General features: G+C 62.9%; 18 protein-coding genes. 14 read left to right on the plus strand and 4 right to left on the minus strand.

The genetic code is table 11. The features are described 5' to 3' along the window. Together Q673_RS0118720 and Q673_RS33265 are read right to left on the minus strand one after the other, a co-directional pair. Positions 1-257: HupE/UreJ family protein (locus tag Q673_RS0118720; protein WP_031218635.1), on the minus strand; the 257-nt coding region annotated here is incomplete at its 3' end. A gap of 54 nt (positions 258-311) precedes the next feature. Continuing rightward, positions 312-686, minus strand: a complete 375-nt coding sequence (locus tag Q673_RS33265) for a hypothetical protein (RefSeq protein WP_023007106.1) — start codon at positions 684-686, stop codon at positions 312-314. A 137-nt stretch (positions 687-823) separates the two neighbouring features. On the opposite strand from Q673_RS33265, the gene Q673_RS33270 reads away from it, so the two are divergent. The 3 genes from Q673_RS33270 to Q673_RS33280 are packed head-to-tail and all read left to right on the plus strand — an operon-like array spanning position 824 to position 3,831. Beyond that, positions 824-1,099, plus strand: a complete 276-nt coding sequence (locus Q673_RS33270) for a metal-sensing transcriptional repressor (RefSeq protein ID WP_023007107.1) — start codon at positions 824-826, stop codon at positions 1,097-1,099. A gap of 27 nt (positions 1,100-1,126) precedes the next feature. Further along, complete coding sequence (locus Q673_RS33275) at positions 1,127-2,500, plus strand: MFS transporter (protein ID WP_023007108.1); 1,374 nt, start codon at positions 1,127-1,129, stop codon at positions 2,498-2,500. A 29-nt stretch (positions 2,501-2,529) separates the two neighbouring features. Beyond that, positions 2,530-3,831 carry an ISL3 family transposase gene (locus Q673_RS33280; protein ID WP_023007109.1) on the plus strand — a complete coding sequence of 434 codons (1,302 nt, stop codon included), beginning with the start codon at positions 2,530-2,532 and terminating at the stop codon, positions 3,829-3,831. Positions 3,832-4,237: 406 nt separating this feature from the next. On the opposite strand, the gene Q673_RS33285 is transcribed toward Q673_RS33280, so the two are convergent. After that, positions 4,238-5,599 carry a DegQ family serine endoprotease gene (locus tag Q673_RS33285; protein ID WP_235048539.1) on the minus strand — a complete coding sequence of 454 codons (1,362 nt, stop codon included), beginning with the start codon at positions 5,597-5,599 and terminating at the stop codon, positions 4,238-4,240. Positions 5,600-5,826: 227 nt separating this feature from the next. On the opposite strand from Q673_RS33285, the gene Q673_RS33290 reads away from it, so the two are divergent. The 4 genes from Q673_RS33290 to Q673_RS33300 all read left to right on the plus strand — a co-directional run bounded on the left by Q673_RS33290 (position 5,827) and on the right by Q673_RS33300 (position 9,666). Next, the gene (locus tag Q673_RS33290) at positions 5,827-6,741 is read left to right on the plus strand and encodes a cation diffusion facilitator family transporter (protein ID WP_031218639.1); all 915 of its coding nucleotides are present in this window, start codon (positions 5,827-5,829) and stop codon (positions 6,739-6,741) included. Positions 6,742-6,842: 101 nt separating this feature from the next. Continuing rightward, complete coding sequence (locus tag Q673_RS33295; RefSeq protein ID WP_023007114.1) at positions 6,843-7,520, plus strand: DsbA family protein; 678 nt, start codon at positions 6,843-6,845, stop codon at positions 7,518-7,520. A gap of 182 nt (positions 7,521-7,702) precedes the next feature. Continuing rightward, positions 7,703-8,776, plus strand: a complete 1,074-nt coding sequence (locus tag Q673_RS0118725) for a M23 family metallopeptidase (RefSeq protein WP_161629684.1) — start codon at positions 7,703-7,705, stop codon at positions 8,774-8,776. A 107-nt stretch (positions 8,777-8,883) separates the two neighbouring features. Continuing rightward, positions 8,884-9,666 carry a ZIP family metal transporter gene (locus tag Q673_RS33300; protein ID WP_023007116.1) on the plus strand — a complete coding sequence of 261 codons (783 nt, stop codon included), beginning with the start codon at positions 8,884-8,886 and terminating at the stop codon, positions 9,664-9,666. A 21-nt stretch (positions 9,667-9,687) separates the two neighbouring features. Here the strand turns inward: Q673_RS33300 and Q673_RS33305 are convergent, their stop codons facing one another. Then, the gene (locus Q673_RS33305; protein WP_023007117.1) at positions 9,688-10,146 is read right to left on the minus strand and encodes a MerR family transcriptional regulator; all 459 of its coding nucleotides are present in this window, start codon (positions 10,144-10,146) and stop codon (positions 9,688-9,690) included. Positions 10,147-10,230: 84 nt separating this feature from the next. Between Q673_RS33305 and Q673_RS33310 the strand changes: the two genes are divergently transcribed. From Q673_RS33310 to Q673_RS33340, 7 genes are all read left to right on the plus strand, one after another. Further along, positions 10,231-12,426, plus strand: a complete 2,196-nt coding sequence (locus Q673_RS33310; RefSeq protein WP_043525355.1) for a heavy metal translocating P-type ATPase — start codon at positions 10,231-10,233, stop codon at positions 12,424-12,426. Between the two features lie 17 nt (positions 12,427-12,443). Further along, positions 12,444-12,926, plus strand: a complete 483-nt coding sequence (lspA, locus tag Q673_RS33315) for a signal peptidase II (RefSeq protein WP_023007119.1) — start codon at positions 12,444-12,446, stop codon at positions 12,924-12,926. A gap of 4 nt (positions 12,927-12,930) precedes the next feature. Further along, positions 12,931-14,433, plus strand: coding sequence for an apolipoprotein N-acyltransferase (gene lnt, locus Q673_RS33320; protein WP_031218645.1), 1,503 nt, complete (start codon positions 12,931-12,933; stop codon positions 14,431-14,433). A 29-nt stretch (positions 14,434-14,462) separates the two neighbouring features. After that, positions 14,463-15,536, plus strand: a complete 1,074-nt coding sequence (locus Q673_RS33325) for a L,D-transpeptidase family protein (RefSeq protein WP_052004302.1) — start codon at positions 14,463-14,465, stop codon at positions 15,534-15,536. A 258-nt stretch (positions 15,537-15,794) separates the two neighbouring features. Beyond that, the gene (locus Q673_RS33330; protein WP_023007122.1) at positions 15,795-16,568 is read left to right on the plus strand and encodes a cytochrome c oxidase assembly protein; all 774 of its coding nucleotides are present in this window, start codon (positions 15,795-15,797) and stop codon (positions 16,566-16,568) included. After that, positions 16,546-17,010, plus strand: coding sequence for a copper chaperone PCu(A)C (locus tag Q673_RS33335; protein ID WP_023007123.1), 465 nt, complete (start codon positions 16,546-16,548; stop codon positions 17,008-17,010). Before Q673_RS33330 ends, Q673_RS33335 begins: the two co-directional genes overlap by 23 nt. 25 nt (positions 17,011-17,035) lie before the next feature. Continuing rightward, a complete protein-coding gene (locus tag Q673_RS33340) occupies positions 17,036-17,599 on the plus strand; it encodes an SCO family protein (RefSeq protein ID WP_235048538.1) in 564 nt (187 codons plus the stop codon). Positions 17,600-17,795 lie beyond the last annotated feature (196 nt).

Raw genomic sequence — 17,795 nt, forward strand, 5'->3', positions numbered from 1 at the left:
CAAGTCCGACAGACTGCTAGCAGAAACAAGATGTGGTCGTACCCCGTCACCATGTGCTTGGCGCCGAGGTAGATGAACGACATCAGGTGGATGCCGTAGATCTCCTGGATATAGCCCTTGTCGCCTTCCGCGACGGCATGGGCCAGGGCATCGCCGCTGGCTCCTAGGAGCAATACCAGCAGGGCGAACAGGGTCAGGGCGAAGTGTCGGGCCTTGTCAGGCACGCCGCACACGCCCCTCATCGATGAGGGAAACATGAAACTCTCCACGGTTTAGGTATCGAATCATGGTCACCCAGCGGGCGACCCCGGTCATGCCGCGATGACCGGCCGTGGAGGACGCTCGAGCCGGAAGGCACGGCGAAGCGGGCGGCCATCCCGCTGCTGCCTCCGGATGGTGCTGGGGATCAGGGGCGCCACGACGATCCCGTCCGTGACCCGACCCGCCGTCTCGTGGAAGTGGCTACCGCTGTCATGCGGCAGCGGCTGGTGGTCGGTCGACACATGCGCGTGGCCGTGCGCATGGCCATGCACTGCCTGGAGTTCTCCCTGAAGCGAGTGCTCGACCGCTGCCGAGTCGACCAGCCCATGCGCGCGTATCTCGCCGATGCCGGACATGACCAGCCCCTGCGCGATCAGCAGCAGCAGGATCAGGTGACCGAGGCGATGGCACAGGCGGTTGAGCATAGGGACAGATCAGCACCAGAGCGGAAAACCGGGAGTTAGGCGCTATCGGGCCGTTTCCCCATGGGGCATTGGCACGACAGCGCCCGGGAGCTTAACATCCCCCCCAGGGGGATAGGAATACCAACAAGGAACGGACCATGACATCACACACCCACCAGTCGCATCCCGACATTATCAAGCGCCTGAAGCGTGCGGGCGGGCACTTGGAGAGCGTGACCCGGATGATCGAGGACGGGCGCCCTTGCCTGGAGTTGGCCCAGCAGCTTCACGCCGTGGAGAAGGCGATTCAGCAGGCCAAGCGGACCCTCATTCAGGATCATATCGACCACTGCCTGGACGCAGCGATCGCCCCCCAGGACCCGGCGCAGAGCGCCCACGTCGACGACTTCAAGGCGATCGTTCGCTACCTGTAACCGCTCTCTCGTCGCAAGGAGAACCGCATGCTCGAAGTGCTGAGTCACCGTCGCTACCGCCACCTGTTCCTGGCCCAGGTCACCGCCCTCGCCGGCACCGGGCTGACGACGGTCGCCCTAGCGCTGCTGGCTCATGACCTGGCGGCGGGACAGGCGGGTGTCGTTCTGGGCACGGCACTGGCCATCAAGATGGTGGCCTATGTGTGCATCGCACCACTAGCCGGGGCCTACGCCTCCCGTCTGCCGCGCCGCACGCTGCTGGTCGGCCTGGACCTGCTGCGGGCCTCCGTGGTCTGTGCGTTGCCCTTCGTCGCCGAAGTCTGGCAGATTTATGTGCTGATTTTCCTGCTCAACGCCGCCTCGGCAGGCTTCACCCCGGTCTTTCAGGCGACGATCCCAGATCTCCTCGAGGACGAGAGGCAGTACACCCGGGCGCTGTCGCTGTCGCGACTCGCCTATGACCTCGAGAACCTGCTAAGCCCCATGGCAGCCGCGGTGCTGCTGATGGTGATGAGCTTCGATGTGCTGTTCCTGCTCAACGGCCTGGCCTTCCTGATCTCGGCCGGCCTGGTCGTCTCGGTGGTGCTGCCGTCGCCCCAGGCGGCGGAGGACGAGTCGCCGAGCGTGTGGCGCAAGGTCTCCCACGGCATGAGAATCTACCTGAAGACGCCTCGGCTGCGCGGGCTGCTGGCCCTGAACATGGCAGTTTCGGCCGCAGGGGCCATGCAGATCGTCAATACCGTGGTCTACGTCCGCTCCACCCTTGGCCTGGGCGAGCAGGCGGTCGCCATGGCCTTCGCGGCGGTGGGGGGCGGTTCGATGCTGGTGGCCCTGCTACTGCCGAAGGTTCTGGAGCGCGTGCGTGAGCGCCCGGTCATGCTCGCGGGCGGTACGTTGATGACGGTGAGCCTGTTCCTTGGGCTGCTCGCTCCCGGATTTATCGGCCTGATGGGGCTGTGGTTTCTGCTAGGCGCCGGCGCCTCGCTGGTCATGACGCCCACCGGTCGCCTGCTCAAGCAATCGTGTCACTCAGAGGACCGGCCGGCGTTGTTCGCCGCGCAGTTCTCTCTGTCGCATGGCTGCTGGCTGGTGGCCTATCCGCTGGCCGGCTGGTTCGGGTCGCAGGCGGGCCTGATCGAGACCTTCGCCCTGCTGGGGACGATTGCTCTGGTGTCTACGGCGCTCGCGACCCGTGTCTGGCCGTCACGGGACCCGGTGGCGCTCGAGCATGACCATGCTCCTGTGGAGCACTCCCACCTGCATTACCATGACGACCACCACCAGCATGAACATGAGGGCTGGGAGGGGCCTGAACCGCATCGCCATCCTCACCATCACCCGAGGGGCAGGCATCGGCACATCTTTGTCATCGATGGCCACCACACGAAATGGCCGTCGTGACATGACAAAGAGGCACAAGGAACGTTTGTATGACCATTTTGGCCGACAACATTCTTCACCTACCGGAATACCGCATCCTGGGTACAAAGACGGAAGAGCATGATCTCCACTTTCAGCTTGAAGCTCCGGTCCCGGTGGCCTGCAAGGAGTGCGGCGTAGAGGGAGAGTTCGTCAGGTTCGGCAAGCGCGATGTGGCTTACCGAGATCTACCCATCCACGGCAAGCGTGTCACTCTATGGGTGGTCCGTCGTCGCTACACTTGCCGGGCCTGCGGAAAGACATTTCGCCCAGCGCTTCCCGAGATGATGGACAACCAGCGCATGACCCGGAGGTTATACAACCACGTCGAGAAGGAAGCCTTTAACCACCCCTACGCCTACGTTGCCGATACCACGGGGCTCGACGAGAAGACCATCCGCGAGATCTTTAGGAAGAAGGCCGAGTTCTTGGCGGCTTGGCACCGCTTTGAGACGCCCCGTTTTTTGGGCATCGATGAGCTGTACCTGAACCGTCGCTACCGCTGCATCCTGACCAATCTGGAGGAACGCACCCTGCTGGACCTACTGCCCGGCCGACAGCAGGACGCAGTAACAAGGCGACTCATGAACATGACCGACCGCCACAAGGTAGAGATCGTCAGCATGGACATGTGGAAGCCCTACCGTCGCGCCGTTCAGGCGGTATTGCCACAGGCTCGTATCGTGGTCGATAAGTTCCATGTGGTGCGCATGGCCAACGAGGCGCTAGAGAAGATTCGCAAGGGCCTCAGGAAAGACCTGACAGCCAATCAACGGCGAACTCTCAAAGGTGACCGGAAGATCTTGCTGAAGCGGGCTCACGACCTCACAGACCGCGAACATCTCATCATGGAAACCTGGACGGGAGCCTTCCCCCAACTCCTGGAGGCCTATGAGCACAAAGAGCGGTTCTTCCACATCTGGGACTGCACCAGCCGGCGCGATGCCGAGAAGGCGCTGGCACGCTGGATTGACGACATTCCGCAAGGGCAGAAGGAGGTCTGGAAGGATCTCGTCATTGCCGTCAGTGGCTGGCGAGAGGAGATGCTGACCTACTTCGAGACCGACATCCCGATCACCAACGCCTTCACGGAGTCGATCAACCGCTTGGCCAAGGACAAGAACCGCGATGGCCGAGGCTATTCGTTCGAGGTGATGCGAGCCCGGATGCTCTACACCACCAAGCATAAGAAGAAAGCGCCGCAGGCCAAGGAATCCCCGTTCCTAGGCAGAGCCACCATGACCTACAACATGGGTCTCCCCGAGGCCGAGAAGAACTACGGCGTCGATCTCTCAACCTTCTGGGAGGATTAAGGGTTCAGGGAGCAGGGAGGCTCTATAAACCATTTAATCCGGATACCTCCGTTTTTTTTACCACTCATCCAGCACATAGTGGAGGTGGAGCTTCGTCAACAAGGGAAAAAGCACACCGGCAACAACATAGCAAAATCCTGCCTACACTGGGCTTTGATAGAGCCTCGATGTTGCTTTAACCATGGCTTCGCGGGAACGTGCCCTGTGGCGTGGGAGCTTGACAAGAAATCAGCCATTGGGGCACAAAAAATTGAACTAAAACACCGCCGGATGGTTGGCGGTACTCTTTTAATGAGTAGGCCACCTAGCTGCGCATTAGAATGCACGAGATTCTGAAGAAGCGCCCCAGCGATCCTACTCGCCAGGGCGCCGCTGTGCTGATGTATTGAACGCTACTCAGTCGCGGTCAGTCACCATTGCCCACTCGCAGGGCCACGAAATAGGCACGGCCGTCGCGGTTGAGAAGAACCGGCACCGTTTGGTCGTCCGGCAGGTTGGTCAGCAACTCCGTCAGCTGTTCCGGGCTCTCTATCGGTTGCTGGCCCAGGCTGACCAGCACATCGCCGGGGCGAATGCCGGCGGCAGCGGCATGGCCGGTCGGATCGACCTTGGCGATGCGCACCCCGTGATCAATGCCAAGCCGGCGCTTCTCCATGCTACTCAGCGGCTGAACCACGATCCCGAGGCGCACCGGGTCGCCCTCGGCCTGATCGGCACCGGCATCCGGCCACTCGCCAACTTCCACCGTGATGGTCTCCTGCTGACCATCGCGCAGCACCCTGAGCTCGACCTCTTCCCCCGGACTCGTCTGACCGACCAGGCGCGGCAGCGTGGTGGAGTGGTCCACTTCCTGGCCGTTCACCTCAAGGATGACATCACCGGCCTTGAGGCCGCCTTCCGCCCCAGGGCTGCCGGGCTCAAGCTCGGCGATCAAGGCACCCTCGGCCTGTTCCATGCCGAAGGACTCCGCCAGGTCCTTGGACACCGGCTGGATGCTGACCCCCAGCCAGCCGCGGCTCACGTAACCCTCTTCGCGCAGCTGGTTGGCGACATCCAGTGCTACATCGATGGGGATGGCGAAGGAGAGGCCCATGTAGCCACCGCTGCGGGTCAAGATCTGGGAGTTGATGCCCACGACTTCACCATCCAGGTTGAAGAGCGGTCCTCCGGAGTTACCCGGATTAATCGCCACGTCGGTCTGGATGAAGGGGACATAGACGTCCTGAGGCAGGGTGCGGTTGATGGCGCTGATGATCCCGGACGTCACCGAGTGATCGAAGCCGAAGGGGGAGCCGATGGCGGCGACCCACTGGCCGACCTTGAGATCGGTGGACTCACCGAGCTCCAGGGTCGGCAGATTGTCCGCCTCGACTTTGAGGACCGCCACGTCGGTTTTTTCATCAGCACCGACCAGCTCAGCCTCGAGCTCACGCCGGCCATTCAGGCGCACCAGGATCTTATCGGCGTCCTTGACCACGTGGGCGTTGGTCATGATGTAGCCGTCTTCATCGAAGATGAAGCCCGATCCCAGTGACTGACGTGGCTCCTCATTGCGATTGGGCGCACCGCCGGGTGGCATCGGGATGCGGTCGCCGAAGAACTCTCGAAAGATCTCCGGCACCTCCTGCCCCCCAAACTGCCGAGAGGATGTCATGGACCTCTCGATCTCCCGTGAGGTGGAGATGTTGACGACGGCTGGCGCGGCCTTGTCGACCAACTCTGTGAAGTCTGGCAGCCGTGGTTCGGCGAGGGCTGGCGTCGCCAGCATCAAGAGTAAAGCTAGGCTCATCAGCCAGGTGTGCGGGTGAGGCTTAGGTATCACAATGGGCTCCTTCCGGGGCATGGGAGATGGTAACCATGTCTGGTACAGCGCCCACTATGCAAAGTTCCATACGCTTAGCCTTGGCTCGGTCTTCATTAGAATTCGGGCTTGAAGCTTGAGTTGCTATAGGTTTTATACTGCCGGGTCTCCAGGTGACACCACAAGGACGACGCATGGAACATCATCACGATCATCCCCATCTTGACCCCACCTCTGGTGACCGTCGGGTGAGCATCGCCATCTGGGCCAACGGGATATTGACCGTTGCTCAGATTGTTGGGGGTATCCTGGCGGGAAGCCTCTCGCTGATCGCGGATGCGCTGCATAATTTTTCCGACATGGCGGCGCTCGTCATTGCCTTTGCGGCCCGCAAGATAGCAAGACGACCGCCAGACTCACAGATGACGTTTGGCTATGGACGAATCGAGATTGTGGCGGCGCTGATCAACTACACTACTCTCATTCTTGTTGGGTTTTATCTAATTTATGAAGGCGTGATGCGCATGATCGACCCGCCAGCGGTTCAGGGCTGGATCATCGTTGTCATCGGTGCCGTCGCCTTAGCAGTCGACGCGCTCACGGCCTTGCTTACCTGGTCGATGCAAAAGCATAGCGTCAATATTCGGGCCCTGTTTCTGCACAACCTATCTGATGCGCTTGCGTCCCTCGCCGTGATCATTGGGGGCTCGCTGATTCTGCTATACGACATGCGCTGGGTAGACCCCGCGATTACGATCGGCATTGCGCTCTATATTCTTTATCTCGCCTTTACGGAGATTGGTGGCCCTATCCGGACACTGATGTTGGGATCGCCACCCGATATCGACGGCCAATCAGTCATTGATGCGCTGCGTGACGTCGAGGGTGTCCAGGATGTACATCATGTCCACCTATGGCAAATGCAGGAAAGCACTGCCGCGCTTGACTGTCACGTGGTGCTCACGGAAGCCGGCTGGCAGCAGCTTGAGGCGATCAAGGCGGATATCAAGGCTCAGCTAAAAGCGCGCTTTGACATTGGCCACTCCAGCTTGGAATTCGAGCATATTGATCATGCGCATCAGAGAGCCAATCTTTATGGGCATGGATGACACGTCACTATTCGCCGACTTAGGCACCCAACAGCGGTTGAGATCTACTCAGCAGCTCTCTGGTCTTGCTTTCCGCTTAACCACTTGAATTGGAGAAGTCAATGTACAAAAAAGCGACGTTTATCCTGGTTGGCGCGTTGATGCTGACCGCCCTCATCGTGATCGTAGCGAGACCCTCGTTGTTGGGCATGGGCGCCGAGGCGGCCAGCCAGGATGGCGCTCAGGCCGAAAACTCTCTGGTGCGCTCACACTCGCCTATTCTGGGGCCGGAAGAAGCGCCGGTGACCATCGTGGAGTTCTTCGACCCGGCCTGTGAGGCCTGCCGTGCCTTCTATCCGCTGACCAAGCGCATCCAGGAAGAGTATCCCGACCAGGTGCGGTTGGTGGTGCGCTACACGCCCTTCCACGGAGACGTGTCCGATACCGCCATTCGCGTGCTGGAAGTCGCCAGGCGCCAGGACGTCTTCCAGCCGGTGCTGGAGGCGTTGCTGGCCCGGCAGAGCCAGTGGGCGGCTCATGGCAGCTTCGATGAGGCCGCTATTCTGGATATCGCCAGCGAGGCCGGTCTGGACAGGGCTGCAGCAGAGGAACAACTTGACTCCCCCGAGGTACAAGCGGTCATTGACCAGGACAAGGAAGACGTCAAGGCCAACCAGATCCGCCAGACGCCGACCTTTTTCGTCAATGGTGAGCTGTTGGACCCCTTCGGCATGCAGGAACTGGTCGACGCCGTCAATCGTGAGGTGACCGAGGTCGCTGGCGAGGACGATGCGTCATGACACGGCGCTGGTTGCTGCTAGGATTGGTGGGTCTGGGCCCTCTGCTGGCCGAGGCCCATTGGCAAGAGAACACCTTGCTATCCCCGAGCGAACCGGCATCGACCAGGGCACAGGCTCTCACACAGAGGGGCTCAGCGCCCTTGGCCGTTCAGCCACCCGAGAGCGTCGCCCAGGAGCTAACCGTGGCGCCTGGGGATACCCTGAACGCACTGCTGCAGCAGCTTGGCGTGAATGCCGAGACGCGCACCCAAGCGTCGACATCGCTGGCGGAGAGGTTCGACCCAAGACGCTTGCGGCCTGGAGACCGTCTCACTGTCACCTCTCTGACGACCGGACAGCCGGTGTCGGTGGCCATCGAGCGTGACTCGGGTATTCAATACGTCGTTACACTGGGGGAGCGGCCGTCGACGCGGATTGTCCCGCCTCGTCTCGACACCCTGACTCTGGGCCGTGAAGTGGACATCGAAACGTCACTTTATGCCGCCTTGGCGGCAGAGGGGATACCCACGCGTTTCGCCATGGACCTCGAGGTGCTGCTAGGCGGACTCATGGACACAGCCCGAGATATCTCGGGCGCGGAGCGCCTGCAGTTACTGTGGGAAGAGGATCGCCGAGAGGATGGCACGCGAGTCGGGCCTCCCCGTCTGACCTATATGGGATTGGCTGACCCGTCGGCACGACTGGAGATGGTATGGCCGACGGACCAGAGAGCCACCGTGATGCTCTTCAAGGACGGTAGCCTTGTGGAGACGAAGCGGTTCCCGGTGCTCGGCGCACGCCTGACGTCCGCCTTCGGCAATCGACGCCATCCCGTTTACGGTGGGGTACGTCGTCATGACGGCGTCGACCTTGCCGCCCCTCGCGGCACCCCAGTCATGGCGACGGCGCCGGGGCGGGTCTCCTTCGTCGGTCGCCGGGGAGGTTATGGTCGTGTCGTGGAGGTAGAGCACGAGAGGGGCACTCTCAGTCGCTATACGCATCTCAGTCGCTTCGCCTCCGGCCTGTCGGTCGGGGACGCCATCAATGCCGGCGACACGCTGGGTGAAGTCGGGGCCTCCGGACTCACCACGGGGCCCAACCTGCACTACGAAGTGAGAGTGGGTGACCGACCTGTCGATCCCCTGGAGGAGGGGCAGCGCATCATTCTGGGGGAGTCACCGACACCCCAGGATTATCGAAGCGCGCTCTTCGAGGCTCGTGGTCGTCTGAAAAAAGCCATCGGTACGTCTGGTCTGGTCGCCTTGGATAATCGATAGGCCGCCAGGCTGGCTTGTTGTATGAGACGCAGCGGTGGCCATATAATGGCTATCGTCGTGTGACTCAACATTCCCTGCAGTACCAACCCTCCAAAGGGGAAGGGTCTATGGAAGGTGTCTCTCCAGTCACGCTGGGGTTTTTGGGTAGTCTTGCCGCCGGTTCGATGACCGCGATCGGAGCGCTACCTATCCTGATCAGCAAGGCGCCCGATCGTGCCGTTCGCGACCTGGCACTCGGATTCGCCGCCGGTGTCATGCTGGCGGCGTCCTTCTTTTCACTGATCATTCCCTCCCTGGAAGCCTCTGGACTGCGCTATGGCGGTAGCGTCTTGCCTGCCGTCATTGCCTGCGCGTCGATACTGATGGGGATGGGGCTGGTCGCCCTGCTGAATGAGCGACTCCCCCACGAGCATTTCGAGCAGGGGCGTGAAGGGCCACAGGCAGCATCGCTTCGCCGAATCTGGCTGTTCATCATTGCCATCACGATCCACAACCTGCCAGAGGGTCTGGCGGTTGGTGTGGCTTTTGGAGCAGGGGGAAGCGAAGGGGGACTTCCCCTTGCCATCGGTATCGGCCTGCAGAATGCGCCGGAAGGCCTGGCGGTGGCAGTGGCACTGCTGGGTGAAGGCTATTCACGCTGGCGATCCTGGACCATTGCCTCCCTCACCGGGCTGGTAGAGCCGCTGGGTGGCCTGCTAGGTGCGGGAGTCGTCAGCATGTCACAAGTGCTGCTCCCCTGGGGGCTGGCCTTCGCCGCCGGCGCCATGCTCTATGTCATCAGCCATGAGATCATTCCCGAGACCCACCGAAGTGGCCACCAGAACAAGGCGACGTTGGGGCTCTCGGTGGGGTTGGTACTCATGCTGTTCCTGGATGTCTCGCTGGGCTAGCTTGCCGACCCTTCCAGGCGCCTACCCCAGGTCGTGAGCGCCTCCGTGGGCCTGGTCGCTGATACAAAGCTGATGATCGCTCAACACTTCGATGATCCGGCAGCTTTCGACCTTCCCCCCGGCACACTGGCTGACCATCCGTTTGAGCTCGTCACGCAGTGCGGAGAGCCGCTGCAACCGCGACTCGACCTCCTCCAGGTGGTGCTTGGCAATGGCGTCGACCTCCTGACACGGCATGTCGGGCTGGTCTGACATGGCCAGCAGTTCACGCACCGCTTCCACCGAGAAGCCGAAGTCCCGAGCATGGCGAATGAAGGTCAGCCGCCTGACGGCCTCCTCTCCGTAGCGGCGTTGACCGCCCTCGGTACGTGTCGCGTCGCTCACCAGCCCGATGCTCTCGTAATAGCGAACCGTTTCGGGCTTGCAGCCGGCACGCCGGGCCAGTTCGCCGATGCCGATTGCATCGCTCGTCTCCGCCATCCTGAAGCCCTCCTGAATGGCTTGAATCTATAGTTGCTACAAGGTTTATCCTTCAGAAGATAACCCATCGCCAGGAGTGTCACCATGGAAAATTCGACATCCACGGCAACGTCAGTGGGCTTCACGCTACGAGTCGAAGGCATGGACTGTGGTGGCTGCGAGCGCAAGGTCGAAGCCGCGCTGGGCCGCCTGGAGGGCATCGAGGCGGTATCGGCCAGTTCGGTGACCGGGTCGGTCACCGTACACCCCCAACCACACTCGGCCCCGTCTCACCAGACGATCGAACGGATCCTTAACGAGCTTGGCTACCGGCTTGCCGCCGATACCGAGAAGGATGGGTCAGATACCCCCCCAGCGCCCTGGTGGCAGACCGCGAAAGGACGCCTGGTGCTCGTCACGGGGGGCCTGCTGGCTCTGGCCTTGGTCCTTCGCATGACCTGGCCGGTACTGGGAGGCTGGCCCTTCGTCGCCGCCACCCTGGTGGGTCTGGTGCCCATCGCACAGGGCGCCTGGGGCGCACTGAAGATGCGCAACCCCTTCACCATCGAGATGCTGATGAGCATCGCCGCCCTGGGCGCCCTGGCTATCGACGCCGCCGCCGAAGCGGCGGTGGTGGTCTTCCTGTTCGCCGTGGGCGAACTGCTGGAGGGCGTGGCCGCCTCACGGGCGCGACGCAGCATCTCGGCCCTGGCGGACCTGACGCCGTCCACGGCGAGGCTGATGGAGGATGGGGATACTCGTGAGGTCTCGGCCGCCTCGCTCACGCCTGGGCAGCGAGTCCTGGTGCGACCGGGCGACCGCGTGCCCTGCGATGGGCGTATTCTGACCGGCGAATCCGACCTGGATGAGTCACCGATCAACGGGGAGTCGGTGCCCCGCTCGCGTGCCCCGGGGGACGACGTCTTTGCCGGCACGGTCAACCTCGATGCCGCCCTGGAGGTGGAGGTAACCCGCGGCGCCGAGGACAACACCATCGCCCGGGTGATCCGCCTGGTGGAAGAGGCCCAGGCCGCCAAGGCGCCGGTGGCGCGCTTCATCGATCGCTTCGCGTTCTACTACATGCCGGCGGTGGTGGGGCTCGCCCTGCTGATGGCGGTGGTGCCGCCGCTGGTCTCGACCATGGCCTGGTCGGAATCGGTCTATCGCGCCCTGGCCTTGCTGTTGATCGCCTGCCCCTGTGCCCTGGTGATCTCGACCCCCGCGGCGATCGCTGCCGGCCTCTCGGCGGGCGCCCGGCGGGGCCTGCTGATCAAGGGCGGCGCGGTACTCGAACAGCTGGGCAAGCTGCGCACGGTGGCGTTGGACAAGACCGGCACCCTCACCGCCGGCACTCCCCGTGTCACAGACGTGGAGGACTGGGCCACCGGCCAGGGCGAAAACGAGATCCTGAGGCTGGCAGCCGCGATGGAACGTGATTCTAGCCATCCCATCGCCACGGCCATCCTCGCCCATGCGCAGCAACAGGGCCTGTCGCTTCCCCTGGCCAGCGAGAGCCGCGCCCTGTCGGGCTTGGGCGTCGCCGGCCGGGTCGAGGGGCGCGAGCTGGGCCTGGTCACGCCTCGCCACCTGGCCGAGCGAGTCACGCTGGATCATGACCTGAACGTCCGGATCGCCGAGCTGGAGGGTGCCGGCAAGAGTCTCGCCCTGCTGGTCGAGAGCGAGCGTCCCCTGGGACTGATCGCCGTTCGCGATGAGCCGCGTGAGGACGCCCGGGAGGGGCTCGCCGCCCTGTCACGTCTCGGCGTCGAGGCCGTCATGCTCAGTGGTGACAATGCGCGTACCGCCGCTGCCATCGGTGGCTCGCTGGGCATCGAGGCCCATGGCGAGCTGATGCCCGAGGACAAGGCCCGGCGCGTGCAGCAATGGCAGGCCACCGGACGCGGGCCGGTCGGCAAGGTGGGCGACGGGATCAACGATGCCCCGGCACTGGCGGCGGCCGATGTCGGCATCGCCATGGGCGGCGGCACCGACGTGGCACTGGAAACGGCGGATGCGGCCCTGCTCAAGAACCGCGTCACCGGCATCGCCGAGCTGATCGACCTGTCTAGGGCCACGCTGCGCAACGTCAAGACCAACGTCGCCCTGGCGCTGGGCCTGAAGGCTATCTTCCTGGTGACCACGGCGCTGGGCATCACCGGCATGTGGATCGCGGTGATGGCGGATACCGGTGCCACCGTGCTGGTGACCCTGAACGCCATGCGGCTGCTGGGCTATCGCTTCTCACCAGGGACCGCCATGAGCGGCTCGGCAAGCCCGCGCTACCAGGCAGCCACGTCATGAGAACGAAACGGATAGCGATGGCGCCGCAGAGCCGCTACTGGTTGGCACTGGCCGTTATGGTCGGCCTGGCCGACCAGGTCATCAAGGGACTGGTGCAGGCGCTGATGCCGTATGGCCAGACCATCCCGCTGACCCCATTCTTCAACTGGGGTCACTGGTGGAACACGGGGGCGGCCTTCAGCTTCCTCGCCGATTCAGGTGGCTGGCAGCGCTACCTCTTCCTCTGCCTGACAGGAATAGCGGCTATCGTGCTGACGTTCCTGTTGTGCAGGCCCAGGCCCCGCCTGGAGGCGCTGGGGTACAGCTTGATGCTGGGTGGCGCGCTGGGTAATGGCATCGACCGCCTGGCGCGAGGGTATGTGGTGGACTACCTGGACATCTACTGGCGAGAGTGGCACTGGCCCGCCTTCAACCTGGCGGATATCGCCCTGTTCCTGGGTGTCATTACCTTTGCGATGGCGGCCTTGCATGAACGTCCCTCCCCCAGGTTGTCCGAGTGACGGCATGGATGCACAGAACCCGCCAGTCCGGGACATGACGCTTTTCGGACGGCTCTCTCCGGTCCTCGGCTGTTTGCTGGCCCTGACCGCCGGAGGGTTGACCACCCTTAGTGCCGCGCCCTTCACGCTGTGGTGGCTGGGCCCGGTGGCGGTGGCCCTGGTCTATGTCGGCATCCATGCCCTGACACCCGCTCAAGCCGCCCTCCGCGGTTGGTGCTATGGCGTGGGCCTGTTCGGCTCCGGTACCTCCTGGGTCTTCGTCGCGATCCACGACTATGGCGATACGGGGGCGCTCCTGGCGCTCTTCCTCACCGGTGTGTTCGTGGCCAGCCTGGCGCTGTTCTATGCCGTGCCCTTCTGGCTCTATCGCCGCGTCACGGGCCCACGCCTGGCCTTCCTCAGCTTCGCCGGCGCCTGGGTACTCAGCGAGTGGCTGCGCACCTGGCTGTTTACCGGGTTTCCCTGGCTGCTGCTGGGCACGTCCCAAGTGGACTCGCCGCTGGCGGCCTGGGCCCCGGTGGGCGGCGTCTATTTCCTGTCGCTGATCACCGCCCTGACAGGCACCCTGGGCGTGGAGCTCCTGCGCCGCCGCTGGTGGGCCGCGGCGCCCATCGCCGCTCTCTGGCTGACTCCCCTGGCCCTGCCGTCCCAGTGGACCTCGCCGGCCGGCGAGCCGCTGGGAGTCGCCCTGCTGCAGGGCAACCTGGACCAGTCGATCAAGTGGACGCCCGAGGGCCAGCGTGAGGCGGCCAGTATCTACACGGTGTTGACCCTTGCCCAGTCCAACGACCTCGACCTGATTGTCTGGCCCGAGGCGGCCTTGCCGATGTTCGAGGAGAACGCGCGGCCCATACTGGAGCGGGTGCAGTCCAAACTGTCGCCCGACACCGCCCTGCTCACAGGCATCCTGCAGCGCGACGGCGGCGCTAACTACAACGGCGTGATCGGCCTGGGTAACGCCGAGGGCCAGTATCGTAAGGTGCGTCTGGTGCCTTTCGGCGAGTACCTGCCGCTGAAGCGCCTGCTCGCCGGCACTATCGCTTTCTTCGACTTGCCCATGCCGGTCATGACCCCCGGGGCCGAGGCTCAGGGGCCGATCCACGCCGCCGGAACCACCATCGGTAACGCCATCTGCTACGAGATCATCTATGCCGATCGTGTCGCCGAGCAGGCGCGCGATGCTGAGCTGTTGCTGACGGTCTCCAACGACACCTGGTTCGGCCGCTCCATCGGCCCCCTGCAGCATCTGCAGATGGCCCGCCTGCGTGCGCTGGAGAACGGCCGGTACCTGATCCGCGCCACCAGCAACGGCGTGACCGCCATCGTCGATCCTCAGGGCCGTGTCACGGCCCGCGCACCGCAGTTCCAGGCGACGAGCCTTCGCGGCGAGGTGCTGCCCATGGTGGGAAACACGCCGTTCACCCGAACCGGTAGCTGGCCCACCTGGCTGTTGGCCGCCTTACTGGTGCTGCCTGGATGGCGATTCAACACACGTCGGTCTGGATGATAAGGGTCCAGCCGAAAAGGGAGAGAATGATGGCGTTATCCGAATCCCACTCTGGCACAGCAAGGAAATCTCCATGGTGGCAGCTTCGAACACGCACACTGGTGGGAGCGCTGGCAGGCTGGCTTGCGTTCATCGGCGTTGCTCAGGCCCAGGAGGAAAACAAGTGGCCCCTCGGCCACTATCCGCTGCCTGAACAAGGCAATGTGATCGGCGACACCTACCGCATAACGGTGGAGGATCGAGAAGATACCCTGCTCGATATCGCCAGGCGGCACAACCTGGGGTACAGGGAGATCGTGCGCGCCAACCCGGACGTGAGCATCTGGATTCCCGGCGAGGGTGCCGAGGTGACCATACCCGGACGCTTCATCCTGCCCCCTGCAGAGCGCACTGGCATCGTCATCAACATCGCCGAGCTGCGCCTTTATTATTATCCCGAGGTGGATGACGACGAGACGCCACGTGTCGAGACCTATCCTATCGGCATCGGTCGCGAGGGCTTCGATACGCCCCTCGGTGTGACCAAGACCACCATGAACATCAAGAACCCCGCCTGGTACCCACCCGAGTCGGTCCAGCGTGAAGCCAGGGCACGTGGTGAAGAGGCACCCAGCGTGGTGCCCCCAGGCCCGGACAATCCGCTGGGAGACCATGCCATTATCCTTGGATTCGATGGCTACTTGATCCATGGGACCAACCAGCCGGATGGTATCGGCATGCGTGCCAGTCGTGGCTGTATTCGCATGTTCCCTGGGGACATCGAGTCGATCTTCGACCGCGTGCCCGCCGGCACCCAGGTCCGAATCGTCAACCAGCCCATCAAGATCGGCTGGCATGAAGGGCAACCGCTGGTTCAGGCATTCCCGCCTCTGGAGGGGGAGGGGAACAGCATGTCCACGTTGGTAGAGACCATCACCCGTCTCAACCAACACAAGGCCGAGGGCTGGAGCTTCGATTATGAACAGCTTCGCGGCCTGTTGGATGACCCCAGCGGTCGCATGGTAGCCCTGAATCCCAAGCCGGAGCCCGCGTCGGATCCGGATAAAACGCATGACACAGACTACCAGGGTATCTACGCAGAAATCGCGCTGAGCAGGCCATGACGACGACAACATGGCGAGTCTTGTCAGTCTCGTGACGCTGACGTCGGTCGCGGATGATCCAGGATCTATAGCGCTCTACATGACCATTGGCGTTGCGTTTATAGCCCCACCTTGCCGCATGGCGCGGTGGGCTTCTAGTCTCACCGTTGGCATGCCGATTCTGGGGAGGGACGGGCTATCGACCTCGACGTTGCTCTGGGCTACCTGCTGCCGTGGGAGTTCTCGCTGGCCTGGTCGGGGGCCTGCCTGCTGGCCATCGTGCTCTACCTGCGTGGCCTCCGGCAGCGCCGACGGCGAGGCGAGGCCACAGGCGCAGGTCGAGTCCTTGCCTACCTGCTGGGTGTCGCCACCATCTATGGCGTCACTCAGACCCATTACGACTACCTCGCCCAGTACATGTTCTTTACCCATCGGGCACAGCATCTGGTACTGCATCACGCCGGCCCCTTCCTGATTGCCCTGGCCGCCCCCCTGCCGGTACTGACAGACGGCTTGCCGACCCGAATCAGGCACTTTTCAGGATGGAGGCCGGTCGCGCGCCTGCTGCGCCCTGTATACCGGACGCTTCAACATCCACTGATCGCTCCCGTACTGTTCGTCGGGCTGATCTATTTCTGGTTGATTCCCGAGGTCCACTTCGATGCGATGCTGAGTACCGACCTGTATCAAGTGATGAACTGGAGCATGGCGCTGGATGGGTTGCTGTTCTGGTGGTTGATCTTGGATCGCCGCACGCCGCAGCAGGGCGGCCTCGGTTACGGCAAGCGCATCGCCATCCTGCTGGTGGTGATTCCGCCGCAGATCGTGCTGGGGGCCTATATCGTCTTCAGCCGGAGTGTCATTTTCGATGTCTATGAGGTATGCGGGCGCGCCTGGCCGCTGGACCCTCTGACTGACCAGCTCCTCGGTGGCCTGTTGACTTGGGTACCGGCCACGATGATGAGTGCCATCGGGGTTCTGATCATTCTCAGCTTTCTGTTCCGTGATGCCCGCAAGGAGGATGCCGCTGATGTCTCTCACGCCACACCCTAGTCTGCCGCGCCTGGCGAAACGCTGGTGCTCGATTTTCCTCCTGCTGATCGCGACGACCGGCACGCTGGCGGCTGCCGAACTGGAGGTCAGCGAGGCGCGGTTGCGGCTCCTGCCCGGGGACCTGCCCGCGGCAGGCTACTTCACCCTCACCAATACCAGCGAGAAGGGCGTCACCCTGACAGGAGCGGATAGCCCCGCTTTCGGTAATGTCATGATGCACCGCAGTGTCAATCAGGATGGCGTCACCCGCATGGAGCCCGTCGCCCAACTGGAGCTGGCGGCGGGGGAGCAGGTCGAATTCGCCCCTGGTGGCTACCATCTCATGCTCATGAAGCGGGTTCGCCCCCTCGTCGTTGGTGACGACGTCGAGGTGAATCTTCATTTCGCCGGCAATCAGCGACAGGGTGTCACGTTCCGCGCCGTGGCGCCGACAGCACAGTAGGGGGAGCAGGATGCGCCAATGCATCATGGCACTATTCGTGACGCTATGGATTGCAGGCTGCAGCGATCCAGACTGGCAGACCAAGGATATCTCGGGGCTGATGCCTTCCCTGGCGTTCGAACTCATCGACGAGAACGGGAATACGGTGAGCGCCGATCAGTTCCTCGGCAAGACGACGCTGCTGTTCTTCGGCTTCACCCATTGCCCCGATGTCTGTCCGACCACCCTTTCGCGTCTCGACGCGGCCACCCAACGCATGGATGAAACCGCGCGTGATGAAATCCAGGTGCTCTTCGTCTCGGTGGATCCTCGCCGCGATGACGCCGAGACACTGGATAGCTACACCGACGCCTTCGGCCCCCAGTTCATCGGCCTCACGGGGGATAAAGCGGCACTCGATAAGCTGACACGCCGCTATCGGGTGACCTACGGGTATGGCGAAGAAGACAGCGAAGGGAACTATGATGTGTCGCACTCCAGCGCTGTCTTCGCCTTCAATGCCCAGGGAGAGGCGCGCCTGCTGATCCGCGACAGCGACCCCATGGAGGCCGTGGTTGCCGACCTTGGAAGGCTTGCCAGCGGTGCCTGAGTAGTCACCGTCCATCGCCCCTATCTTCCGTCGAGGATCGGGATGGGGATTACCTAGGAGTACGGTGCAAGGTTCGTCGTTGCGCCTTGAGGCAGCTGAACACCACGTTCGATCACCTTTCACTCCTGGAAATTGGGTCAGAGAGCTGCAAGGGCTATGTGTGAGAGGAGTTATTGGTCGGGTAGACCGGACGATT

Source organism: Halomonas sp. PBN3, from assembly GCF_000475415.1.
Classification (GTDB): domain Bacteria; phylum Pseudomonadota; class Gammaproteobacteria; order Pseudomonadales; family Halomonadaceae; genus Halomonas; species Halomonas shengliensis.